General features: G+C 41.5%; 20 protein-coding genes. 7 read left to right on the top strand and 13 right to left on the bottom strand.

All coding sequences use genetic code 11. The annotated features are described in order from the left end of the window. Window positions 1-37: 37 nt before the first annotated feature. Window positions 38-595 carry an RNA polymerase sigma factor gene (locus G7B20_RS11905; protein WP_164111564.1) on the bottom strand — a complete coding sequence of 186 codons (558 nt, stop codon included), beginning with the start codon at window positions 593-595 and terminating at the stop codon, window positions 38-40. A 364-nt stretch (window positions 596-959) separates the two neighbouring features. Here G7B20_RS11905 and G7B20_RS11900 point away from each other — a divergent pair, with 364 nt between their 5' ends. From G7B20_RS11900 to G7B20_RS11870, 7 genes are all read left to right on the top strand, one after another. After that, window positions 960-4163: a TonB-dependent receptor gene (locus tag G7B20_RS11900; protein WP_164111562.1), complete on the top strand. Its 3204-nt coding sequence runs from the start codon at window positions 960-962 to the stop codon at window positions 4161-4163. Between the two features lie 300 nt (window positions 4164-4463). Continuing rightward, on the top strand, window positions 4464-5123 hold the full coding sequence (locus tag G7B20_RS11895) for a hypothetical protein (RefSeq protein WP_164111560.1): 660 nt from the start codon (window positions 4464-4466) through the stop codon (window positions 5121-5123). A 219-nt stretch (window positions 5124-5342) separates the two neighbouring features. Beyond that, a complete protein-coding gene (locus tag G7B20_RS11890; RefSeq protein ID WP_205600261.1) occupies window positions 5343-7361 on the top strand; it encodes a BCCT family transporter in 2019 nt (672 codons plus the stop codon). 66 nt (window positions 7362-7427) lie between these two features. After that, window positions 7428-7937: a pyridoxamine 5'-phosphate oxidase family protein gene (locus G7B20_RS11885; protein WP_164111557.1), complete on the top strand. Its 510-nt coding sequence runs from the start codon at window positions 7428-7430 to the stop codon at window positions 7935-7937. Between the two features lie 241 nt (window positions 7938-8178). Beyond that, window positions 8179-9696 carry a sulfatase family protein gene (locus G7B20_RS11880; protein ID WP_164111554.1) on the top strand — a complete coding sequence of 506 codons (1518 nt, stop codon included), beginning with the start codon at window positions 8179-8181 and terminating at the stop codon, window positions 9694-9696. Between the two features lie 225 nt (window positions 9697-9921). Continuing rightward, on the top strand, window positions 9922-11025 hold the full coding sequence (locus G7B20_RS11875) for an SGNH/GDSL hydrolase family protein (RefSeq protein WP_164111552.1): 1104 nt from the start codon (window positions 9922-9924) through the stop codon (window positions 11023-11025). Window positions 11026-11096: 71 nt separating this feature from the next. Beyond that, on the top strand, window positions 11097-11606 hold the full coding sequence (locus G7B20_RS11870) for a GNAT family N-acetyltransferase (RefSeq protein WP_164111551.1): 510 nt from the start codon (window positions 11097-11099) through the stop codon (window positions 11604-11606). A 63-nt stretch (window positions 11607-11669) separates the two neighbouring features. On the opposite strand, the gene G7B20_RS11865 is transcribed toward G7B20_RS11870, so the two are convergent. The 12 genes from G7B20_RS11865 to G7B20_RS11810 all read right to left on the bottom strand — a co-directional run bounded on the left by G7B20_RS11865 (window position 11670) and on the right by G7B20_RS11810 (window position 24725). Then, a complete protein-coding gene (locus G7B20_RS11865; RefSeq protein ID WP_164111549.1) occupies window positions 11670-12560 on the bottom strand; it encodes a PepSY-like domain-containing protein in 891 nt (296 codons plus the stop codon). Between the two features lie 247 nt (window positions 12561-12807). After that, complete coding sequence (locus G7B20_RS11860) at window positions 12808-14184, bottom strand: MBL fold metallo-hydrolase (RefSeq protein WP_164111547.1); 1377 nt, start codon at window positions 14182-14184, stop codon at window positions 12808-12810. A 12-nt stretch (window positions 14185-14196) separates the two neighbouring features. Next, complete coding sequence (locus G7B20_RS11855; protein ID WP_370626389.1) at window positions 14197-14517, bottom strand: sulfite exporter TauE/SafE family protein; 321 nt, start codon at window positions 14515-14517, stop codon at window positions 14197-14199. Window positions 14518-14539: 22 nt separating this feature from the next. Continuing rightward, window positions 14540-15463: a bestrophin family protein gene (locus G7B20_RS11850; protein WP_164111542.1), complete on the bottom strand. Its 924-nt coding sequence runs from the start codon at window positions 15461-15463 to the stop codon at window positions 14540-14542. A gap of 68 nt (window positions 15464-15531) precedes the next feature. After that, on the bottom strand, window positions 15532-16029 hold the full coding sequence (locus G7B20_RS11845; RefSeq protein WP_164111540.1) for a hypothetical protein: 498 nt from the start codon (window positions 16027-16029) through the stop codon (window positions 15532-15534). 135 nt (window positions 16030-16164) lie between these two features. After that, a complete protein-coding gene (locus tag G7B20_RS11840) occupies window positions 16165-19008 on the bottom strand; it encodes a carboxypeptidase-like regulatory domain-containing protein (protein ID WP_164111538.1) in 2844 nt (947 codons plus the stop codon). 5 nt (window positions 19009-19013) lie between these two features. Beyond that, complete coding sequence (locus G7B20_RS11835; RefSeq protein ID WP_164111536.1) at window positions 19014-20099, bottom strand: hypothetical protein; 1086 nt, start codon at window positions 20097-20099, stop codon at window positions 19014-19016. Then, the gene (locus tag G7B20_RS11830) at window positions 20083-20901 is read right to left on the bottom strand and encodes a molecular chaperone (protein WP_240452884.1); all 819 of its coding nucleotides are present in this window, start codon (window positions 20899-20901) and stop codon (window positions 20083-20085) included. Before G7B20_RS11830 ends, G7B20_RS11835 begins: the two co-directional genes overlap by 17 nt. A gap of 108 nt (window positions 20902-21009) precedes the next feature. Next, window positions 21010-21621: a hypothetical protein gene (locus tag G7B20_RS11825; RefSeq protein WP_164111534.1), complete on the bottom strand. Its 612-nt coding sequence runs from the start codon at window positions 21619-21621 to the stop codon at window positions 21010-21012. Between the two features lie 191 nt (window positions 21622-21812). Beyond that, complete coding sequence (locus tag G7B20_RS11820) at window positions 21813-22343, bottom strand: hypothetical protein (RefSeq protein WP_164111532.1); 531 nt, start codon at window positions 22341-22343, stop codon at window positions 21813-21815. A gap of 106 nt (window positions 22344-22449) precedes the next feature. After that, complete coding sequence (locus tag G7B20_RS11815) at window positions 22450-23280, bottom strand: helix-turn-helix domain-containing protein (RefSeq protein WP_164111530.1); 831 nt, start codon at window positions 23278-23280, stop codon at window positions 22450-22452. Between the two features lie 155 nt (window positions 23281-23435). Next, window positions 23436-24725 carry a nucleotide sugar dehydrogenase gene (locus G7B20_RS11810; RefSeq protein WP_164111527.1) on the bottom strand — a complete coding sequence of 430 codons (1290 nt, stop codon included), beginning with the start codon at window positions 24723-24725 and terminating at the stop codon, window positions 23436-23438. Between the last annotated feature and the right edge of the window lie 8 nt (window positions 24726-24733).

The raw sequence follows: 24733 nt of genomic DNA, 5'->3' as shown, positions 1-24733 counted from the left end.
CTTTACTTACATAGAGCAGCAACTGTCGTTTTATAGACTATGAATTGTTAAAAAAAACAAAAAAAATAACAGATAGTGCCTCGGGCGAGCTTAATTCCAGCCGGAGCTGCTTCAATCCTCTAAACGATAGGGTTCTGCAGGTCTCGACATTGACCCCCATCATATCCGAAATATCTTCGTACCCGAAGTCCATATAGTACCGTAAGAACAGGACTTCTTTTTGGCGGCCGGGTAGTTGTTCAAATTTTTCACGCAACAGGCTTATCTGTGCCTCCTTGAACTCCTCTTGTTCAAGGTCACTGTCTTCGGCCCAATTGAGGATTTCCTGCAATTGCACTTGGCTCAACTTATCCTGTGCAGACTTATTACGAAGCAGCCGGCGGCGCAAAGATGCAAAAAGGTAGTATTTGACGTTGACCTGTTTGGCTATTTTTGGATTACCAAACAGATCCCCGAAGAGATCGTGTATACAGTCGATAACAGTAGCATGGTCTGTGTGGTAATGGGTTCCATAGGTATACAGATCGTCAACGAATTCGTTATAAATCTGCTCAAATGCAGTGGTGTCCCCTTCTATAAATTTAACCCAAGACATAGCTAATTTATGTTTTTTAATGGCTTAAAAAGCTTTAGCAAAGTTTGATAAATTGTATTAATTGTATGTTACCTCAAAGTTATCTTCAGGTTTACTTTTTGCTGAATGGTTTATAAATCAGGTGCAAGTTAACTATTTTATCCAATTATTTGAGTATCATATCTAGTAGCTGTTGAAAAAAAGCATAAGTTGGAAATCTATGTAACAACGAAATCTTTTTTTAGCATTATCGGACGCAATAAGAAATCCGGCAGGTAGAATATGCTTAATATCGGGTTAACCAAACCATAACAACTTATTAGCTATCCACACGCATTCTCTTAACATGAGACTCCTAAGTTTGTCTCGACTCAAATTAGATTATATGCTAAAACATCTACATCAACTTTACAAGCAACCGCTGTACTTTCTCCTGACGACAGTTACGTTGCTCTTTCACTTGCAGGCGAATGCCCAAGGGACACAAGCCTCTATCAACGGACGCGTCACTGATGAAAATGGCGAAACGGTAAGCAATGCCACAGTCCGTGTACGCCACAGCGCCACCGGATTTACCACAACTACTGTTACCAACGAACGTGGGGTATACGATATCAAACAATTACCCCTCGGCGGGCCTTACATCGTCATTGTAAAATCACTTGACAAAGGCGAAGGATCGGCAGCTGGCGTACAGCTTAACCAGGGCGATGTGGCACTGGTAAATGTAGCCCTTATCTCTAGCTCCCGCATGCTGGACGTCGTAGAGGTTAAGGCCAATGCCTTGCAAAACACAAAAGACTACCTGGGTGCAGCAACGGCATTTTCGTCCAAAGACATTCGCTCACTACCGGTCAACGGACGTAACTTTACATCGCTAACCGATCTATCTCCTCTTTCAAGTGGAGGAAGTATATCGGGGCAACTGGGATCGTCGACCAACTTTACCATCGATGGTATGAATGCAAAAAACCCTACATCTGCTGGGTCAACCACCAGCAGAAGCGGCGCTCCTTACTCCATCTCTATGGAAGCAGTGCGCGAATTTAAAGTCGTGACCAACCAATACGATGTGACCTTTGGTCGTAGCGGCGGTGGCACCATATCGGCTGCAACTAAGGCTGGTACCAATACGCTGACGGGGTCGGTATTTGGATTTGGACGCGCCGATTGGTTGACCAGCAATTATGATATCAGAGGCAACAAACGTATCGGAGACTATTCAACCTACCAATTTGGATTTTCTTTGGGCGGACCGATTATTAAGGACAAGCTTCACTATTTTGTGGTGTGGGACAGGCAGCAGGACAACCGCTCTCTATTGATCGCTGATGTACGCTCTACATCCAACGAGGAGCTTTATAAAATCAGTGCGACTACGCTCGATCGCTATCTGGGTATAGCGCGCAATAAATATGGTGTTTCTGAGCAACCGCAGACAGGGGCTATCGGGAAAAAGAGAACGTCTGACGCGGTATTCTTACGACTGGACTACCAACTCAACGAAAAGAACTTATTGACACTACGCAACAACCTCACCTATGACTACAACCCAATGGGGCTGGGCGATAATACCAGTATCAATATCCTAGAGTCTTATGGAAATGACAAAAATTTTGACAACAGCTTATTAACGACATTACGGACATCAATATCTCCTCGCGTCACCAACGAGCTAAAGGCGCAGTATCTCTATGTCTATCAGAATAGTACCCAAAGTGACTTGATCGGTAAAAACTATATCCCAAGAGCTATAGTCGAAAACGTAGCTTCGGATATCAACGGCAAATCGCTGGCTACCAATATACAGCTGGGAGGGCATCGTTTTGCACAGGAAAGTTTCCGCAATCATGTATTTCAAGTATCGAACAACCTCTACTACGATACAGACTTTGCAAAGTATACATTTGGTGCCGACCTGATGACGACCTACTCTAACTCGATCTATGGCTCGGAAGTTAATGGACGGTTTCACTTCACCACCACCGCCAAAACAGCGACAACACCAGCTATAGGTTCGCTGGATAACTTTGAAAACCTAAAACCTTACCGCTACTACCGCGAGGTACCTTTGAAAGATGATATTTCGGTTAAAGGAACTATTGCAAATATTGGTCTATACGGGCAAATGAAAAAGAACCTAATGGCCGGACTGGAAATGACGGCAGGTGTACGTTTGGACTATGCATCGTATCCAAAAGCGACCTTCAATCAACTGGTTTTTGACGAACTAGGTATACGTACCGATAATAAAATAAGTTCATTCATCGTGCAGCCAAGACTTCAGTTCTCCTGGGATATTAACGAAAATCAGACAGATTTTCTACGTCTAGGTGCAGGTATCTTTGCCTCGGATCTGAATAACTACATGGTGATCAACAACCTAACATTCGATGGGTCTAACCTAGCGACGGTAGATGTACGCGGAGCCGATGTGCCTACGCCGGATTTTTATGCATACAGACAGGATCAAAATGCGATCCCTTCATTGGCCCAGTATCAACTGCCGACAATAAACTATACGGGCGATGACGTGAAGGTGCCTACGGTTTACAAAGCAAATATCAATTACAGCAAATTCGTAACCGATCGGTTAAAAGTCGGTATCACCGGATTTATGACTTTAGGACGCAACAACTATACATACATAGAGCGGAACATGGTGGACCAGCCCTACTTCCGTCTGGCAAACGAAGCCAATCGTGGTGTATTCGTACCCGCAGACCGTATTGATAATAAGACAGGGCAACCTGACTGGAAAGATGCACGCAAATCCACTAAATTGGGACGTGTGCTGGAGCTGACAAGTATCGGCAAAATTAACCAATATGCCGTGGTATTGGACGCAACATACAACTATTTTAAAGATGGTACCATCACCGCTAGTTACACGTGGAATGACACCAAAGACAATACTTCTTTTAATGGAAATGTAGCTAATACCGCAACACTCGTCCAACCGGTAGTGGATGACCCTAGAAATCTTAGTATGATCACCTATTCGGACAACCAGTTCCGCCATAAGGTGGTTACATACGGTACATTACCGACATTTTATGGCGTACAGGTAGGCGTACGCTACACAGGGCTGGGAGGCACACGCTATACCTTACGGTCCGGGGCCAACACAAATGGTGATTTTGTGACACCTAATAATGATCTGGCTTATATCTTTGACTGGACAGATGCTACTATTCCTGAAAACATCACTAAGGGCTTCAACGGTATCCTGGATAATCCAGAAGCCAGCCAAAGCCTTAAAGATGTATTGACAAAATATAAAGGTCGCATCGCAGAACGCAATGCCGGCGAGAACAGCTTCTACGGCACGGTAGATCTCCGTGTCGCGCGCAACTTCAAATTTTACAAATCTCATGGAATAGAAGTTTCTGCCGAAATATTCAACCTAGGCAACTTGTTGAATAAAGAATGGGGAATCAACCACTCATTGGGCAACCAGACCTTATACAAGGTCAATTCCTTTGACGCGGCCAAGCAGGAGTTTGTATACAACGTTAACTCCGTAGGTGCAAAAGGTTATTCAGGTAGCCCTTATCAAATACAACTGGGATTACGATACGCCTTTTAAAAAAGATAATCCCGTCTTACGACAGTTGAGATGCCGGCCTGGACTATACGAGTTCAGGCCGGTTCTTTTTTGCCAACAATGTTTTTGATTTTGTTACATTCCTACTGACTGAATTTACGTCTTAAGAAATTAAGAATAACCCGCAAAAAAAGGCCAATAGATCCACAAACAGACCGAAATTACAATACTAACTTGTACAATTGCTGCAAAAAAAATTGAAAGGTAAAAATAAATTTTTTACCTTAGCCGAGCTTGATTCCTCAAAATAAGGACAATAAGCCTAAAGATACCAAATATAACATGAGAAACATTGCCCAGAAATTCAAATCTTGGTTTAGAAAAGTACAGGATAGCCTTTTGAAAGAAGGTTCGAATATCGATCGTAATGCTAATGCAAAACTAAACCAGTTTAAACAAGCGGCAACCAGCACAATGGATATGCCCAATGATTTTGTAGACAAACATCTGTATTGCCGTATGGATCCTGCGGACAAAAAAACGCCGAAGTGCCTCCCCTTGCGATCGTTCCCTAAAAAGGATTTCTACAACTGCTTTGGGTGGCAACTACACCCTTATGACAACCAAAAGCTATCGGAATATATCGATGCTAATCCAATACTGAAACGTATACAGACCAACAGTATACTAACTGGAGCAAGTGAGGCGGATATTTTAATCCTTACCAGTGGGTCGGGCAAATATCATATCGATAGCTTCCTCTGCGATATTGATACCTCGGAAAAAATAGTCATCATCGCCTCCGTCCGGGAGCTGGATAGCGTCAAGCAGGATATCAACCATCGCATAGACGGGCATTTCAATAAACTGAAACCTTTTTCGAAGGCCGATTTTAATACGCTTATCGACGAGATTATCTCGAAGGCACACGCAGCGCAACCAGTCGAAAATATGGTTAAGAAACGAATGAAAACGTCTACAACTGATCGGATAAGATTGTAGAATCGAAAAAGCGCATTCTTTTTCTTACCTTTGCCCCAGTGCGCCAACTGGATAATTTCTCATTTCATCCCTTTGTAGGCCGTTAATCTGTAATAATAGCGCACGCCTTTGGTCTACTATCGAAATCCTGGAGCAGGAAATTATTGTGAACATAGTTAAAAAAAGAAAGTCTCCTCCTGAAACAAAAGCAGGGTATCATCTGTTTATGTTTCAACACACATGATGATTAAATTTCCCAAAATAAGAACTACGCTCAGTAAAGGGGTCACACTTCCTAGCCTGATTTTCATACTGGGCATATGTATACTTTCCGCAACCTTCCCTTTACTCACCCAGAATCTGCTCCATACCGTCAAATCTTTCATCTTTGTCAACCTCAACTGGGTATATGTATGGGCCGTGACGATATTCGTCATCTTTCTGGTATACCTGATGTTCAGCAAATATGGCAACATCAAGCTCGGTAGCAATGACAGCAAGCCTCAGTACTCTTTCTTCTCCTGGGTATCCATGCTTTTTTCTGCAGGAATGGGAATTGGCCTGATGTATTTTAGCGTTGCCGAACCTATGCAGCATTATTCAGATCCTGTCTTTGATGGCAATACACTAATCAATAGGGCCAAAAACGCTCAACTGTATACCTTCTTTCACTGGGGCATACATGCTTGGGCTATATATGGTATGGTCGGGTTATCTCTGGGCTACTTTGCTCACCGCTACCGTTTGCCACTATCACTACGTAGTGGATTTTACCCATTGCTGAAGGACAAGATCAGCGGCCGCTGGGGCAATGCTATTGATGTATTCGCTTTGTGCAGTACCTTTTTCGGAATCACAACCACCTTGGGCTTTGGTGTCGTACAGATCAGCTCTGGACTACAGACTTTGGGCATCATACCAGAAAATAGTTTTTTATATCAGCTCATCATTGTTGCCATACTTGTATCATTAGCCATTTTCTCGGCCGTAACCGGTGTTGACAAGGGGGTACGGATATTGAGTAATGTGAACGTAGCAGGCGTAATCCTGCTCCTATTGGCAGTACTCTTGTTGGGCCCTACGGTATACCTCATTGGAAGCTTCACCGAGGGATTGGGCAACTATTTTAATAATTTTTTTAACCTGACTTTCGGGACGCACGTCTACGAACAAGATACGTTACCTTGGTTTTATAACTGGACCATCTTATATTGGGCTTGGTGGATCTCCTGGTCTCCCTACGTCGGACTATTTATCGCCAAGATATCCAAGGGACGTACCATACGCGAGTTTATTGCTGCTGTACTGATCCTACCGACCCTATTCAACTTTATCTGGATGTCCGTCTTTGGCAATAGCGCCATGTGGATTGACCTTCACATAGCCGATGGTGCCCTTAGTAAGCTCGCAGCAGATCCTGATGCGCTGATGTTCCGTTTCTTCGAATACCTACCGCTATCCACAATCTTTAGCTTCGTAGCTATATCGATCATAGTTATATTCTTTGTCACCTCGGCCGATTCGGGCATTTTTGTAATGAATGGTATTGCTACAAAAAATGCAAAAATATCTCCCAAATGGCAGGTCGTATTCTGGGGAATCCTCCTAGCGACTCTAGCTCTCTTGCTCTTGAATGCCGGGGGGCTACAGGCACTGCAAAGTATGACGCTGATCACAGCGCTGCCCTTTTCTATCATCATACTGCTATTCATCGTTAGTCTGGTCAAAGCGCTGGCCATAGACAGGAGCTACTACGAGCGGGACTTCTCAGCCTCTACCGTCCCATGGTCGGGTGAATCTTGGAAAGAACGTCTCAAACAGATTGTCTCCTTCAAGGATAGCAAGACCGTCGACAAGTTTATACTGACAACTGTCAGATCGGCCTTTGACGAACTGAAACAAGAGTTTATGGCCAATGGCATCGAAGCCAAAATAAATACGTTTGAAGAACCGTTGCAAATCGAGATTGAGATACACCACGATGTGGTCAACAACTTTGTGTACGGTGTCAAAAATCAGGCCCGTGAGGTATCCGACTACCTGCTCTCCGAAAACAACCTGCCTGACATACGTGAAGAAGAAAACCATTTTCCAAAATCCTACTTTGGAGATGCCCGTGAGGGATACGACGTACAGCTTTTTACCAAAAACGAACTAATATCCGACGTACTGAAACACTACGAGCGATTTATAGAAATCATTGTCGAAGAACGTAATGAAATGTTTATCAGTATTAATGCAAATAGGAGGATGAAGTAGATTATGCCGGTGATAATTTCATATGAACTTTTTGAGCGCAACACTGTTCTCTGATAAATAGCGATTATGAGCACAGAACATATCTCCAATCCCAAAGAGGGAATAGCAAAGATAAAAGAACTGGCGGAAGGTATTGACTTTTGTTTTTTCAGTTCAGATTTAAAAAGCGAATTTATCGACTCCACACCGATGAGCGTGCAAGAGGTTGATAAGCGAGGTTACATTTGGTTTCTCGCTTCCAAAGACAGTACAAAATGCAATAACATTGTCAAAAGTAGTACCGTACAGCTCTATTTTGCAGCTCCTAAAGATTTCAAATTTTTGACTGTTTACGGTAATGCTGACCTTGTTCATGATCAAAATCGGGTGGATAGATACTGGAATAAGGTGACCGAAGGCTGGTTTGAGAAAGGTCGGGAAGATCCGAATATTATTTTGATCCGGGTCAAACCTGTAAAGTCACACTATTGGGACACCAAACACCATAAACTTGCTTCCTACGCCCTGACATTGCTCAGTGCTGTAAGTGGTACTAACAACGATCAGGGAATACACGGCGATATCGAAATTAAATAATTTTCAACGATCATATTCTTACAGCTAAAAGGGGCTGTCTCAAAAAGACAGCCTCTTTTCGTCTTCAACAGCGGTCTAGCCTAGCTGGTAGCAATGTGACCGAAGCCTTGTGGCGTGCAAAGCGTTATAAAGTTACAGCGGCAAAAATGAGCAAATCTCTATTTGATAGCTTAATAATTAACCCTAGTTTTGAAAGAACGAAAAGTGTAAATAAACCCTAAACTGAAATAAGAAATAAGAAATGAGAAAAATAATCCTAACTGCTGCTTTGATTTTTAGTGGGGCTGGTCTGTTCATGGCTTCAGCACAACAAAAGAAACCTAACGTAGTGCTTATTTATGTAGATGACTTGGGTTATGGGGATCTCAGTAGCTATGGTGCAACCAAAATTAAGACCCCCAATGTGGATCGTATAGCACAGCAGGGAACCCGTTTTACCAATGCACACAGCACCTCGGCCACCTGTACCCCCTCGCGATTCGCGCTGATGACAGGAATATACCCTTGGCGGCAACAAGGTACAGGTGTACTGCCCGGCGACGCCAAGCTTATAGTGCCGACAGATAAAGCGACATTGCCCAAAGTATTTAAGAATGCAGGTTACAGCACCGCAATTGTAGGTAAATGGCACCTGGGCCTAGGCACACAGGTGGAGAAAAACTGGAATGAGTCCGTAAAACCGGGACCTAATGAGGTGGGCTTTGACTATTCATTTATATTTCCAGCCACGGCAGACCGCGTGCCCACTGTTTTTCTGGAAAATCACCATGTACTAGGACTTGAACAAGATGACCCCATACAGGTCGATTATAAAAATAAAGTAGGCAATGATCCTACCGGCAAAGAACGCCCTGAACTGCTCAAAATGCGTTCGTCACCGGGCCAGGGACATGACAATACAATTGTCAATGGAATAGGTCGAATTGGCTATATGGCTGGTGGCCACAAAGCGAGATGGGTTGATGAAGAAATAACGGGAACATTTTTACATGTGGCACAAGATTTTATCTATAAAAACAAAGAAAACCCTTTCTTCCTGTTGTTTGCTCTCAATGAACCACATGTACCCCGCATGCCGTCTACCTATTTTAAAGGAAAAAGTGGATTGGGATACCGCGGTGATGCCATACTACAACTGGACTGGACCGTAGGTAAAGTGCTGGATCAACTCGAGCAGTTGGGAATTGCCGATAATACCATCGTTATCTTTAGCAGTGATAATGGACCTGTACTGGATGATGGCTATGTGGATGGTGCAGTGACACAACTAAATGGACATACCCCTGCGGGGCAATTGCGTGGTGGCAAATACAGTATTTTCGAGGCAGGCACGCGTGTACCATTTATCGTTTCTGGACCAGGTGTGACCAAAAATCAGGTGTCTGATGCTTTATACTGTCAAATCGATCTTGTGGCTTCGATGGCTCAACTTTTGGGGCAAAAGATCCCTAAAGAATCGGTAGACTCAGCGCCCTTAGCAGCCGCTTTGTTGGGTAAAGACCTTAAAGGCCGCAAACACCTTGTCGAGCACGCGGGCACTCTCGCTATCATTCAGGGCGACTGGAAATATATCGCGCCAAGTAATGGACCGGCTTATTCTAAACTAACGGATACCGAAACGGGAAATAATCCGGAACCACAGCTTTATAACTTAAGACAAGATATCGGCGAAAAAAACAACTTGGCACGGACAAATCCGGAAAAAGTCAATGAACTAAAAACGCTCCTAGAAAAGGAAAAAGCAAAAAAGGAACGTTAGTGTTCCTTTTTTGCTTTTTTCGGATCTTTACAATGATCGATAGCAGCTTTTAAATTCAGCTATCTTTTGTATCATTTCAGGTACTTCTTGGTTCATTTATTTTATCGATTATGGTTCTTTAAATTGCTATGAAATCTACTAAAACAACTTAAAAACATGTATTTTTATTCAACACCTCCTATGCAGCTGGAGGACCAGAGACATAAACTGATTTAAGTTACAACTATGATGATAACTAATAAAGACTACATTTTAAGGTATTGCTTGTACATTTTCTCATTTGTGCTATTTTGGAATAACGCACAGGCCCAGTATACCCGAATCGCAAGCGATGTGGTAATGGGCAGAGTAGAGGAGGTTAGGAAATCAAGCACACTCGGTAGGCTTCCTGAACGTTTGAAGGGAAATGTAAGAAAACCAGTATGGTCACTGGGCACGAACACAGCAGGTAGTTATGTTGATTTCCGAACAAGTAGCGACACCATTTATGTTCGTTATAAGGTGGAAAGTGGATTGAATATGCCTCATATGCCATCAACAGGAGTCAGCGGCGTGGATTTATATTATCAGGATAAGTCTTCTAAAAGTTGGGGTTGGGCATTTGGAAACTACAGCTTTAAAGACACGATAACTTATGTATTTGCAAATCTTGGAAAGTCAAATGACGGGACGTACAGACTTTACCTACCTTTATACAATAGTCTACAATGGATTGAAATCGCTGGTAACAAAAGTAATTCTATAAAATTCGCGAACAGTCCAAATAAGAAACCTATTATTGTATATGGGACTTCTATCGCGCAGGGAGCTTGTGCTACACGCCCTGGATTGGCTTGGACCAATATATTGGGGCGTTCAATTACGAACCCTGTGATTAACCTTGGCTTTTCGGGAAACGGTCGTCTGGAGCAACCGATTTTGGATCTGATCACACAGGAAAATGCAGCAGCATTTATACTCGATTGTATCCCGAACTTAGCGTTAACAGCAGAACGAACTGCTTCTGATCTAGAAGCTCTTTTATCTAATGCAGTGAGAACTATTCGAAAAAAACACCCAGAAATCCCCATCATACTAGCGGCTCACAGTTCGGCGAATACGCCTGGTTTCTTAAATATCCATACTATGCAGGAATATAGAAACTCTTCCAAGGTTGCTAAAACAACTTACGGTACATTAACGAAAGAAGGAATAAAACACCTATATTGGGTCAGCGAGCACGAACTCGGTCTTGATATTAATTCAACCGTAGATTATGCACACCCAAATGACTTAGGAATGATGAAAATTGCAGAGGCATACCAACGTTTACTTTTGAAGATCTTATAATTGTCCCCTATCGACAAACGACTCCTACCAATCATAAACGAATAAGGTACACCTAGATACACCAGCTAATCATGAACGAGAACAGAATATTTTATTCAAAGTACGCCGCGTCAGATTTTGGCATTTATACAACGCTAGTTTATAACAACGATCTAATGCGTTATATAACGGGAAAAGCACTAACAGAAGAGCAAGCCCAAGCAAAGTTTAAGTCTATTTTAGCAATCAATCATCAAGAAGAAAAATTAGGATATTTTAAAATCCATAACGTAACTAATGTTTTTATCGGCGACTGTAAATTGGAACGCTATAAATATGATCCTTCAATTCTGGAAATAGGATATATACTAAAAAAAGAGTATTGGGGTAAGGGGTATGGAATATCAATCTGTAAGAAGATGCTTACATTGGCAAGCGCATCCTTTCCAAAACAAGATATTATTGGAATTATTGATCCGGATAATATCGCCTCAAAAAAGCTCTTAGAGAAATTTGGATTTGAAAGCTATTTTGTAGGAACAGAGGATGACCTACCTACGGAGAAACTCATATTGAAAAGAACAGAAATAAGGTCCCCATAAAGCGATGGTTTGTAACTACACAAAAGGAGGTGCTGAAATACCTCCTTTTGTGTAGGGATAACATTAATCAACCTTTTGGAAATTGCCATTGCCATCAAACTCCAGCTCGATATCATGCTTTGAATCTTTATTGTATAACTCTAATGAATACGATCCGTCGTCATCGATCTCTACATCAACAAGAATATAAGGTGCGTATCCATTAGCAACATACGTTGCAATCTTAGCAGGCAACAAGCTCATTGGGATAGCTTGCTGACGCTTGCTCTCAATCTCTGTCCAGTCACCTTTACCGTCAAACTCGACTTTAATGCCATTCGTAAGATATATAGTATAAGACAGCTTCTTATCCTCGGTATCTTTTTTTACAGTTATCGCTTCAGTACCTCCAAAATGATTCATCAAGAATGTACGTGCCACCTGTGGTAAATCGGCAATTGGAATACGAACTTCGTCGTCATCATCCATATCCAAGCCAATAAACTTCTGCTCTTTATCAAATACGATATCAACCCCATTGTTAAGTTCTACCGTAAAGCCGAAATGTTCACGTTCTAACTCCACGGCATAATAATCTGCATAATTAACCTGTAGATATTCATAAATCCCCGGAACCTCCTCCGCAATAAACGCTGTAGGAATAGCGGTATCATCTTCGCCCTCAATTTCTGTCCAGATTCCGCTCTTATCAAAATCAATCTCAAGTTTTGAACTCAAGGTTACAGAATATATCGAATTATAGATGTTAGGTACAGAAAGCTGCTTTACTTGTTTAACTGCAGCCTCGCCAAAATAAGCGCTAAGGGTAGCTTTAGACGGTTGAGGTAAATCAGCTGCTGCAATAACGGTAACATCAGGACTGACAGCTTCCTTGTCGTCACTACAACGAACTAATGTAAAAGCTAAAAAGAGAACCGCAACGGCACGGAAAATAAAAATGTAATTTTTCTTCATACTAAAATATACTTGTAAACACCGTCAAAAAACAAGAAGCGAGCCAAAACCCTACTCCATTAACATTTTTTAACCAAAGAGCTCCGCTCCACGATTAACTTCTTATCAAGAACGTGCGGCTTTTTCCCTGCTTTAACAACAAAAAAATGTAGAACATAAAGCTCATCAAAGAAATTTTGCTATAAATACCCTTACTCACTAGAGACAACAGGCCCTTACGATGCAGAACCTTTTATTTCTAGTCTATCTAGAAATACAACCTCCACTCTTTCATCCCTGCTGAGTAGTTTTTTACATCCTTGAACCCATACTTTGCCAACAATGACTGCGCTATTGTAGACCGATCTCCGCTCTGACAGTGAATAACAATTTGCTTATCTTTATTAAACTTATCCAGGTTTTGGGACAAAGTCCCTACAAAAATATTTTCAGCTCCTTCTACATGGTAATCTAGATATTCGGAAGCACCTCGCACATCTACAATCTGTACGTTTGGATCGCCGATATAGGATCTAAATTCCTCCATGTCAATAATTGTCTCCTGCTCCAGATCTATCGTCAAATCATTGACACTGGAAATATAACCGAACATATTATCTAGCCCTATACGCATCAGTTTTCGTGTGAGATCCTCCATCTGATGATCCTCCGCTATCAGTATAAACTGTTGTTGATAATCCAATAACCAACCGCACCAAGTCGCAAATGAATTGTTCGCCTGTATATTTAGGCTATTCGGTATAAATCCCTTTGCAAAATCCACTTTATTACGGGTATCGATCACAGTTAGGCCTTTTGAATACGCTTCCAGAAACTGATCTCTTGTTAGTTTCGGGTGCTGCGGAACCTCGACAAGTAATGGTCTATCGACTTTATTAAGATGTTTCATCATGGCAAAGTAGGTCGGTGGTTCTGGCTGTCCATCTAACAGGCTTGTAATAAATCCCTGCTCATCTTGAGAATACTGAAATGCCCAGTTCCGAATCTTCTCATACCCAATGGTAGTGCTCGGGACTGCCCCCAACGCCTTGCCACAGGCTGAACCGGCTCCATGACCTGGCCAAACCTGCACATACTCTGGGAGCTGAGCAAATCGTTGAATAGATTGGTACAATTGTCGAGCTCCTTTTTCCTGAGTCCCGACCATCCCTGCGGCCTTTTCCAATAGATCAGGTCTACCTACATCACCTACAAATACAAAATCTCCCGTAAACACCATCACAGGACTTTCACTGGCAGGGTGATCTGTCAATAGAAAGCTAATGCTCTCGGGTGTATGTCCAGGCGTATATAACACCTCTAAACTCAGATTGCCAACACGAATGATGTTTCCGTGCCGCAATCCGTGATGTACAAATTCGTACTGCCATTCGGAGCCTCCTTCATCAGACAAATAGAGTTCGGCTCCAGTAGCCGCAGACAACTCCCTGGATCCACTCAAAAAATCCGCATGAATGTGTGTTTCAGCGACATGCGTGATCTTCATATTGTTTTGTTTAGCAATATGCAAATACACATCTATATCGCGCTGTGCATCGATGACGATAGCTTCGTTCTTGGCCTGACAACCGATAAAGTAACTCGCTTGAGCTAAACTTTTATCGTATACATGTTGAAAAAACATATCTTCTACTTTTTAATTGCGGGTATAAAATTGTGCCTCTAGCTGCACTCCCTCCTGTTTTAAAAATAATTCTCTAATCAAAATATAGATCCCCATCAGCAAAAAAAACCATCTAAAAGCAACGCTCAGTCGTTTTCCCTCGATCTTCTTAGACAGGTAGATCCCTATAAAAACACCCAGGATTGAAAGTATCGTAAACATCAGGAGTAAATCCCAATCGATAATTTCGTCACCTTGCAGATCGCCTATAAAACCGAGTAGCGATTTAGCAGCAATGATAAATAAGGAGGTACCAACGGCAAACTTCATCGGCATTTTCGTGAGAAGAACCAAAGCAGCGATGTACCAAAATATCCTAATCCACTATTTTGACGACCTTGCTAACTCCCTCTTCTGGGCTAGTAACGGATTCACCGATAAGTTCGCGAATGGTCTCTTCCATCATGAGACTCATACTATTCAACCCAAGATCATTGGCTTCCTGACCAAATGGTTCTTCGATCTCATCGGCGATGGCCTCAAAAGCCACAAAGGTATAAGCAATAAAGACAACAATGAACGGCGTAAACCAACTCAAGCTATCCACCAACCCAAATGGTAGTAACAAACAATAAATATAAACTGTACGGTGTAATAGAACCTTATAACTGTAAGGTATTGGCGTGGAGGATATACGCTCACACCCCCCCAAAATATCAGACAGTTTATCTAGATTTTCATCAAATCGAGCTTGTTGGATCGAATCAATACGATTGTTTTCCTTTGCCCGTTGAACCCAACGAGCCATAAGACTTAAAACAACTGCCGGCTTATACTTTGAGCCCATAACAAGATTATAATCCGATGCAGATAGACGTGACTTTAAATCGCTACTCGGGTCTGTAGCGCGCAACTGATGCTTTAGGGCTACAATAAAGGCCCCTATCAGATAAACAAAGAGCTGAACATCCGTCAAATCTACTTCTCTGACTAAGGTCAAAGATTGCCGGGTTAATGACCGAGAGACATTCAATAGGCTTCCCCAAAGCTTCCTCCCTTCCCAAAAACGATCGTAGCTCACATTGTTGCGAAATCCCAAAAATAAAGCAAGAACAAAACCAAATAACGTAAAAGGTACTGGATTAAGCGGTACTTTGTAAGAAAATAAGGTTCCGTGAAAATATACTACGCCAATAGATAGGATAAATAGCAATGATAAGCGAGGCAATAACTGGGGCAATACTGAACCGTGCCAGACAAAAAGCATCCTAAACCAATTTTCCTTTTTACGTATAATCATGGCTCCACTATAATGGTAATCAATCACAAAACTACGTAGATAATTTAGCTTTACCGCACCAGAGACGATCAGGCAAGATACTTTTCCTCTTCACTATCTGGAATTGCCGGACGTTCGAAAACTATAAACTTCTGAAAAATAGCGTGTTTACTTTGCTCTGCGCATTCTAAATACCCATTAATATAAAGTTCCAGGCCATTCAGTCTGATTTCAGGAACAAGTCCGGTATCTACTAAAAGAAAAAGCTCCCGAGCTCTTCTATCATGGGCTGAATCTGTAAAACACAAAGGAGAGAACTGCTTAAAACGTATGTTATCTTTTTTTAAAAAGCCGATTTCCTCAACACAAATACATCTGTAGTGGGGCGATAATGACAATAATTCCAAACGCAACTTTACCAAAGAACGCGCTGTATCCTGATAAACTTCTTCGTCAGAATAACAAGCGGAGAGTCGTACATTGACAGCATCCTGAAAAAGATACATTTTCCCAGTTTTCACATACTGCATGTACACCATAAATCCCAAAAGGATTATACCTAAGGTCAATAACACTTCATAAATCATAGATAGTCTACGGTTTGCATGGGCGCAAGCCTTAAAACGAATGTAGACAAATTTTCTTTCTAAAAAAATTTTCTTTCTAAAAAAATGAACTTATATATCCAACAGATCTTCAAAGGTGTTTAATTCCTAAAAAAGCTATTTTTTAATGCTAAACCGCTTTACATCTATTTTCTTAGCTTTTACCTTCAAACGAAAAGTACCAAGATCTACGCTCCTGCCAGGATCAATCCGGATAGCGGAAGCCGAATCTTCTAAATATACGTGCTGTTGAAATTTGGAAACATCTGGATATACAGTATAGGTCCCTTCAGGCAGATGCAACTCGAAAAAACCTTTCGCATCGCTGGTTGCAGTAAAAACCCTTCCCTGTTCATTACGTGCACTTATTGTATATATACTCAAACGAGTGTCAATCGGAAGCTGTAATGCGGGATCATAATCTAACAACAGTCGCCCATATACGCTTCCTACTTTCTGCAAAGCTACTTCTATCCGCATACTTTTCGCGTCTATATCAACGGATCGTGAACCTCCTTGGTATTGATTCTTCAATGGAAAAAACAACATATAGCTACCATACGGCATTTTCTTGAAAGAAGCCTCTCCCTTTTTATCCGTCACAAAAAGAATATTACGTACCATAAAACCGTAATCAGAAGCTCTTTCATCACCTGCATCGAAAATGTCATTACCGTTATTGTCGTAATAACAAAATAGCTTTAAATCTCCCGACTTCGTAGCTACACGTTCTAAACTCTGTCTATTAAACTGTTGACGAACCCCGACCTGCAGATTGGCATTGTCGTATCGATAGTTAGTTACCCCGACATTGTACATGTATTGAAAGGTAGTCTGCAAATGTGTTTTCTTGGCTACCTGGTATTCTGCAAATAAATTACCACTCAGTGTTTTTCCCCACCCTTGGTTCATCTGCCCATTAACACTTGTATTCCACCGGAGCTTCCGTTGCATCAAACTTCCTTGATAACGCATACCCAACAAGTAGCGCGAACCAAATTCTCTTCCTAAAATAAATGCACTCATCATATCATAAACCTGAAAAGGTCCATTTTGATAATTTCCAAAAACGCCAAACCGTTCATAGTTATAGGATACATCCGTACGAAAAACAAATCTACGTGAAGAAATATTCTCTAAAGACATGCTTCCTCCCTCAAGGGTAAAAAACAAACTGTGTTTTAAGTTTCTAGAACGAAGATTGGCATTCACCAACAAAAGTGCTGAACGTGAAGTACGTTTGATGATATCCTCATACACCATATAATCCGCGTATTCCTTGTTGTAGCTCGGAATAATACTAAACTGTCCAACAGAAGACAAAGGGAAAGAAAACTGCACATCCCATCGAGATACGCCACTGCTAAAAGTTCTATAATAGGGATTTAGATATTCAGGTCTATAATCTGTATAAGAATAGCCCAACCCTAGCCCAAAATGCCGAAGACGGCGATTGACCCGTTGACTCAACTGCACCGCTCCACGCCGATTGCCGGGGAAGTATCCTGAACTGTAATAATTGTCACTACTGAAGCTCCACTTTCGTAATTGCTGATCCATTTTAAGCCCCATGGCAATAGACGGCATGGATGTTTCGTCTTTTCGATAAAAGCCATGATATTGCTGTACCCCGGCTCCCAAAAAACCTTCTAGCCGAATCCCTTCGGCATGTTTCTTTTTAAGAATATCAAAACGATTAGTCCATAGGATAGAGGTCACACTATCCTGACGATTTTGATCGTATAAGACCTGTCCATCATAACGCTTTTGTAGAGATTCTTGATCTGCCAACTGTACACGGGCAAATGCCGTAAACCCAGGATTATCCGGCCCATAATATCCCAACAAATCGTGAGTACGTTGAATGAAACCTCCTGAAAACCGCTGGTCGCTAGCCGTATCTTGGTAAGTATATGCTGCTCCTCTTCCGTAAAAAGGAGCTTCAAGGCTCTCTTGTATATTTCCGACCGTCACACCGTGCCCCCGTCTTTCATAGGTTAGAAAAGTATTGTTGATATTCCAGTATTTATCTCCTCCCCAATGATTGGCCGATACAGCGTAGCCTAACCGACCACCCCCAAGCCGATATGATCCTTCCGAAAGAATATTATACGATGGTTGTGGATCTAAAATACTGGAAACCCGAAACTCTAAATAATTGGGGTTATAGCCCGCAAATCGATGATCAGGAGCAAACATTTGCTGATAATTTCGTTCAGAAACAATATTCGCGTAAAGTATGTTAACATTCCCAAACACATCATTATTATCATATATTCCAGCAACCCTTACAGTATACTGAGCGAGATTCATCATATAACGCTCGATCACGAAACTTCGCCTTATTAGCGTATCTTCTCCTGAAGTAAGCTGTAGATTTATCTCCTGAAAGACAATCTTTCCTATCCGGTCGGGAGAAGAAAAAAGAATTTTTACTTGCTCATCTGTAGTCCCTGTATTGACGACACGCAACTGCATTTGTATCGAGTCACCAATATTGCGAAGATATTGAATACTTGAATTATCTTGAAGCTGTACGGAGCGCCTATAGGGAACTTCTAGTAAAATATACTTGCTCAACAGCTCTTGTTTGCTGTTATCAGAAAGAAGCACACGAAATCTTTTCCCTTTCAGCAAGCTTAATGTTTCTGAGCGTAATTTAAGGGACATAAACCGCTTCTTGCCTGCATCAATCTCAACAGCTACCCGCGCAGAACTAAGGCTGGTCAAATCTGAAGGTAATTCTAACGAGACATAACCTTTAAAAACAACGCTTCCCGTATTCTCAATCTCTATATCTAAATTATTAACCCCCGGTTGTAAAGCCAAGCTCGGCGCAATAGTCCAGGTTAAGTCTACTTTTCCCTGTGCAGAGCCCTTCTGCACGAAAAAAAACGATAGCAACAACAAAACGATAGACAGCTGCAAATTCAGAAGAATAGGCTTTCGGTGAGAATTCATCTTCGCTATTTTGGCATTAACAGATAAAGAAGTGAAACCGTATAATTCCCCGGACGAGCTGTAAGAACCTGTGATCGTGTCAAATGGGCTTCATATTGTAAATTAAAATAACGAATCACCTTTTTGTCTGTAGAGCGTCCCGAATATACGACCTGCTCTGTTGTAGACAACTCTATTTTAGGGTTGGTGATTGTATTTCCTGGATCTGCCGTCGGTACCACCTGTAAGGAAAGAACTGACAAGGGAAGAGCTCCTCCTAAATCCCTATTAATCTCAGGATCTAAGGACTTGACGCGCAATTCGTAATCTGTATTGGCATTAATACGGATAGCATTATCTACTTGAAACTGCACCCCATCCGCATAATGTTCACGCGTAAAAAACTGTAATGAAGCATCCATGGCAGCTGCATCTATCTGCAAACTATAATCTGGCTCGACATCGACCGCATTTCCATCCGTAAGACGTGGCCTGATATGAAGCTTGTAAGTAACATATTGATAGCCTATAACCCTACCATTCGGTTCATACAAGGTAAACTGCAATGGAATATCATACTCGATATGTGTCCATTCGTTAACACTACTCACAAAATCTTCCAGGTATTTGCCTTGTACAATCGTTAACATTCCAAATAATCTAGCTAAAGTGTTTTGATTATTACGTCCACGCAATGGCTGAACAGACTTTTCGATCAAAAAGACTTCCCCACTATTCGCCAAAAATATATCATTCCGACTAGCTCCTATACCGCTCAGATTTAAAAATGACTGGTTATCATCCTCTGTCCATCGAAGACTGATCTTATCTGCAGGGAAGGGCTTTCCGATACGATTAGGTCCTCCCGATACAGGTTGTATCGGGGCCAACAAACGTACCGAGAGTGACCAGTTAGGAATATTTAGATTACCATACTGACTACCTACTTCAAACTGAAAGGTATTAAAACGAGATCCGGTGCTCTTGCCTAAATAGGAAGAAACCTCCACATAGCTGTCCGACCAGACCGTGAATTTTACTTGAGCCCTACCCCATGGGATGGAAATAAGACTAAGAAAAATAACAATATATAACCTACTGTTTTGAAACATAATCAAACTCAAGCTCTGCAACCTTCACGTCGTTATCCTCTCCGTAAAACAACATGCCCGTTGCCAAATAATTACCAGACTTCAATTCTACGGGAAGCAATACATATTGCTTGCGCTGATCTCCCGGCAAACTATAGATATGAATATCATCAATCTTAAAACGTTCGCCGGTATCTTGATTCAAAAACTCAATACGCAACTGACCTTCTGTCCATGTATTCCCCTTGGTATCAAAACTCAGCTCAAGATATTGCCCAATACTATCTACCGAATGATACGCCATATTCGTAATCTCAATGTCGGTTTGAGCTCTTCCGTTAAAACGTTGGTAAACCTTAATACCTGAACGGACTGCCAAGCGAATATTAGCCCCTTCACGCTCTTCGCTCACCCGGGGATTCAACTGTGTGACAAACAACATCGTCGTATGCACAGGTACGGCATCACTAGACTTTTTGTCCTGAGGAACTTGCATCTGTAGCTGTAGTCGCTTCGTCTCTCCCGGCTGCAATGCGAAAAATGGTTCAGATACCGAGAGCCAATTCGCACAGCTGGTTATCAAGCTACCTTTGGGGCTAAGAACATTATCTCCTGTAGGAGAATAAGACCAATCCTCGAAAGAGATAGCGAGATCCAATGCATAATCTTTGCTGGGGTTAGTGACGTCTACATACTGTGTCTGTGTTTGCCCTCCATCTGCAATAAAGTAGACGCGTGGGGGACCAACAGTAAGCCCTGTCTGGGCATAACCCATCGCAAACATTAAGATGTTAACTAAGAAAACAAATAGGTAGTATCGCATAGGAAGTAGATTTTGAACGGAAAATTAATAAAAATTTCTGACAGCGCTATAAAAAAAGGCAAGTGTTAACGCACTTGCCTTTGATATGACCTTATAACGACGGTCAAATTAATTTGTTGCAATCGTATAAACTACATCAATGGTATATTTTGCCTGGTCTTTTTGGTCTCCAAAAAGTGTTCTCAACATCCCCTCGTCTAGCTTTTTACCAAAGTACTTAACATCTAGCTCTTGATCCAAAACAGATGACTCGCCAGTACTAGTGCTACTGAAGCCCCCAAACTCCATACCTGCTGTGGCTGTAGTTCCTGTAGTAAGACCACTCACAGATCCTGATTTACCTATCGCAATTTCTAGTAACTGAGCAGCATCGATATTTTCTACACCACCACCCTGAAGTTTATTAAATTTGCCGGAGTTGCCACTGTTGAATCCTAATGTGGCCTGCACCTTATAACCAGACCCTACAGAAGATACTTTTAATTGCTTTTCAACAACTTTAGAAACACCGCTCTTGTAATCATCAGCCGTATTATATACTAAGGTTACCTCATCGCCGTATCCCCCTGAATTGGTACCACCCGCACCTATTTCGATCGATTGAAAAGGGTTCAACTCTACATTTACTTTTACTTTTACAGAACTAGAAGATGCTGTTTGTGCCTGTGTTCCTACTACTGCTGCGAAAGCTACTGCTAACGCTAAAACTACTTTTTTCATATTCTTTATAGATATATTTTCTGTTATTTTCCTGTTCTATCTCATTGAGAACAGAACAAAGGTAATCACCGAAAAAGGCCACAAAGTATGATTTTAGGCGCAAAAAATATGAAAAAATGCAGTAGTTTTTATTTGTAGTTTTTGCGCTACAGAATGTAGCTGAGGCGCTACAGGAATAGCCCGATATCGCCTTATCGAGTCTCTATACTATACAGAATATCGTTGGTAAAAATAATCGTTTTATTTTTTTCAGCATATCGGATGAGCTCTTCTCCGCCCGGCCCTTGATAAGTCACATTATAGATCGCGTCAAATGCGGGCCTATCGGAAGAGATAATCTTACTCCCTCCAGCAGAAAGTTCTCCGGTCGTCAAACTGACCTGCTGGTCTCCAACAACAGGGCTTGCCTTTACTTTTATATTCGGCATGTGTAATCGATCTGTAGGTTGACCTCCCAATTTAAGAAACTCTTCATTGGCCAGCTTTACTTTAACTTCATAAGCTCCAGTACTAAATACCGTAAGATGCGCGTTCTTAACAACCTCCACCCCTCTTTTATAATCTTGGAGATCGTTATATGTCAAGGTCACTTCATTTTGATCCGGATGAATAGTCAAATTCTGTACATGATTAAGCACAATATTAAGTCTTACATTCGTTTGCCCATAAGCTCCCCCAAAAGCTATTCCTACGAGCAATAATAGAATGGATAAAGTTTTCATAGCGTAGTCCCTTTTCATAAAAATAAAGCTAAAATTAGAGTAAAAAGAATTTTCAACCCATTATTTTACTTACTGTGACATATATCATAAAATTAGAGCTGCCTTGCTACTTTTTCCAGTCACTTCGGTATTTTTTGGGACTGACTCCTGCTTCTTTTGAAAAAAGTGTACTAAAATTATTCTCGTCCACATACCCGAGCTGCCACGCAATCTGCTTAATACTTAACTTTGAGTTTGCCAACAAACGCTTAGCAACACGAATCAAACCATCCGTAATTAGTTCCTTAGGCGTTTTATTCATCACCTCTTTGGTATATAATGAAAGTTTTCGAGGACTTATTCGTAGGTGATCGGCATAATAACCGACATGTTTTTCATGATTCACATTTTCAGCAATAAGTTGCTGAAAACGATTTACAACTTGCACAGCCTCACTTTCATCCATCAGTTGGGCACTATCACGATCCCCTATGTAAACAGCTCCCAACAGCAAAATCTGCTTAATAATATTAAATGCCAACACATGCTGGATAGATTCAGGAGGTTGCTTTCTGGCCATTTCCAAATGTGCGCGGACGAACTGATAATAAAACAAATAATTATCCGGAACGTTAAGGACCCGGTAAGTCGAACTGTCTTGTAATACGCGAAAGAAATTTTGCAGAAACGTCCCATCCCATTCGCTGCGCGAAAAAAAAGCTTCTGTAAAATAAATTAAGACAAACTCTCGACTTTCATCGGGATTGCTCTTAAGCTGCGTACCAAACGGTACAAATATTAAACTGTTAGGAGGAAAATCAATTAAATTTTGATTAAGGAACAGACTGCATCCATGCTCCTTAATAAATAATAGTGTGTAATGGTCTTTCTTTAATGCAAGATCATTTGTTACAGCCCTCAAGTCTTCTCCGACAACATATTTTATGCCGTATTCCATTCAAAAATGCTTTTAATAGGTAGAGTAATGCGATTAAAGCAATTAATAGAATAAAAATAGAAAAAGAATCTTAATTGTAGGGAAAAATCAATATAAAATGACAGAAATTAAAGGTTGCGGCCACAAAAGTCGAAATACTAAGGTCAACAATCGAGCTAGAGGCGAGCATCCACGATAGATCTATCCAAAACAGATTTACAATCAAAAACAACGGACTTGCTTGCCAAAATATTTTTAATATCCAGTTTTAAAAAATCTGCGTGTGCAACAGCGAGAATCACAGCATCATAAGGTCCCTGAGGAGCAGCTATTAACTCGACTTTATATTCCTTCCTCACTTCTCCAGGATCTGCCCACGGATCGTATAACACGGGGGCGGCACCGTATTCTTGGAGCTCCTCATAGATATCCAATACCTTCGTGTTACGAATATCAGGACAATTCTCTTTAAATGTCAATCCTAAAATCAAAACCTTAGCATCTTTGACTGCTATATGTTTTTGCGCCATCAATTTAACAACTTTTGAAGCAATAAATTCGGCCATACGATTATTGACACGTCGACCTGACAGAATAACTTCGGGATGATAACCCAGTTGAGATGACTTGTGCGCTAAATAATAGGGATCCACAGAAATACAATGTCCTCCCACCAAGCCTGGCTTATATTTTAGAAAATTGAACTTCGTTGCCGCAGCATCCAGGACATCGTGGGTATCTATCCCAACCCGGTCAAAAATCAAAGCCAACTCATTCACAAAAGAAATATTTACATCTCGCTGGGCATTCTCTATCGCCTTTGCCGCTTCCGCTACCTTGATCGAGGGAGCCTTATATGTACCCGCTTTGATTATTTTCCGATATAATGCATCCACAGTTTCAGCTGCCTCCCCCGTCGAACCGGAAGTAACTTTAACGATCTGTTCTAAGGTGTTGACCTTGTCTCCTGGGTTAATTCGCTCTGGGGAGTAACCAACAAAAAAGTCCACATTAAATCTTAATTTGGAGACTTCTTCCAAAATAGGCACACATTCTTCTTCTGTACAGCCTGGGTATACCGTAGACTCATAAATAACGATATCGCCAACTTCTATAACGCTACCTATCTCTTGAGAAGCCTGTTGAAGAAAACGAAGATCAGGAGCATTAAACTCATCTATAGGAGTGGGCACTGTGACGATGTAAATCTGAGCCCGAGCGATATCAGAAAGGTTCGATGTGGCTCGATATCCTCGCTGTTGAGACGAATGGAGATCTAATGCCAACATTTCTTTCAACAACACTGCATCGGCTTCTAAAGTACGATCCTCACCGTTGTTCAACTCGACGACCCGACTAAGTGAAGTGTCGTAGCCCAACACAGGGTGATGTGCTGCAAAAGCTAGAGCCAGTGGTAGACCTACATATCCCTGCCCTATAACCGCTATGGTTTTTTTCTCCGTCACAAATAATA

It is taken from the genome of Sphingobacterium sp. xlx-96, from assembly GCF_011007365.1.
Taxonomy (GTDB): Bacteria; Bacteroidota; Bacteroidia; order Sphingobacteriales; family Sphingobacteriaceae; genus Sphingobacterium; species Sphingobacterium luzhongxinii.
The sequence above is the reverse complement of the archived record's forward strand: the minus strand, read 5'-3'. Positions and strand labels throughout refer to the sequence as shown.

Bases quoted from the DNA above. Each gene is read 5' to 3' on its own strand.
- G7B20_RS11905 (WP_164111564.1), bottom strand. From the start codon at position 595: ATGTCTTGGGTTAAATTTATAGAAGGGGACACCACTGCATTTGAGCAG.
- G7B20_RS11900 (WP_164111562.1), top strand. From the start codon at position 960: ATGCTAAAACATCTACATCAACTTTACAAGCAACCGCTGTACTTTCTC.
- G7B20_RS11895 (WP_164111560.1), top strand. From the start codon at position 4,464: ATGAGAAACATTGCCCAGAAATTCAAATCTTGGTTTAGAAAAGTACAG.
- G7B20_RS11890 (WP_205600261.1), top strand. From the start codon at position 5,343: ATGATGATTAAATTTCCCAAAATAAGAACTACGCTCAGTAAAGGGGTC.
- G7B20_RS11885 (WP_164111557.1), top strand. From the start codon at position 7,428: ATGAGCACAGAACATATCTCCAATCCCAAAGAGGGAATAGCAAAGATA.
- G7B20_RS11880 (WP_164111554.1), top strand. From the start codon at position 8,179: ATGAGAAAAATAATCCTAACTGCTGCTTTGATTTTTAGTGGGGCTGGT.
- G7B20_RS11875 (WP_164111552.1), top strand. From the start codon at position 9,922: ATGATGATAACTAATAAAGACTACATTTTAAGGTATTGCTTGTACATT.
- G7B20_RS11870 (WP_164111551.1), top strand. From the start codon at position 11,097: ATGAACGAGAACAGAATATTTTATTCAAAGTACGCCGCGTCAGATTTT.
- G7B20_RS11865 (WP_164111549.1), bottom strand. From the start codon at position 12,560: ATGAAGAAAAATTACATTTTTATTTTCCGTGCCGTTGCGGTTCTCTTT.
- G7B20_RS11860 (WP_164111547.1), bottom strand. From the start codon at position 14,184: ATGTTTTTTCAACATGTATACGATAAAAGTTTAGCTCAAGCGAGTTAC.
- G7B20_RS11850 (WP_164111542.1), bottom strand. From the start codon at position 15,463: ATGATTATACGTAAAAAGGAAAATTGGTTTAGGATGCTTTTTGTCTGG.
- G7B20_RS11845 (WP_164111540.1), bottom strand. From the start codon at position 16,029: ATGATTTATGAAGTGTTATTGACCTTAGGTATAATCCTTTTGGGATTT.
- G7B20_RS11840 (WP_164111538.1), bottom strand. From the start codon at position 19,008: ATGAATTCTCACCGAAAGCCTATTCTTCTGAATTTGCAGCTGTCTATC.
- G7B20_RS11835 (WP_164111536.1), bottom strand. From the start codon at position 20,099: ATGTTTCAAAACAGTAGGTTATATATTGTTATTTTTCTTAGTCTTATT.
- G7B20_RS11830 (WP_240452884.1), bottom strand. From the start codon at position 20,901: ATGCGATACTACCTATTTGTTTTCTTAGTTAACATCTTAATGTTTGCG.
- G7B20_RS11825 (WP_164111534.1), bottom strand. From the start codon at position 21,621: ATGAAAAAAGTAGTTTTAGCGTTAGCAGTAGCTTTCGCAGCAGTAGTA.
- G7B20_RS11820 (WP_164111532.1), bottom strand. From the start codon at position 22,343: ATGAAAACTTTATCCATTCTATTATTGCTCGTAGGAATAGCTTTTGGG.
- G7B20_RS11815 (WP_164111530.1), bottom strand. From the start codon at position 23,280: ATGGAATACGGCATAAAATATGTTGTCGGAGAAGACTTGAGGGCTGTA.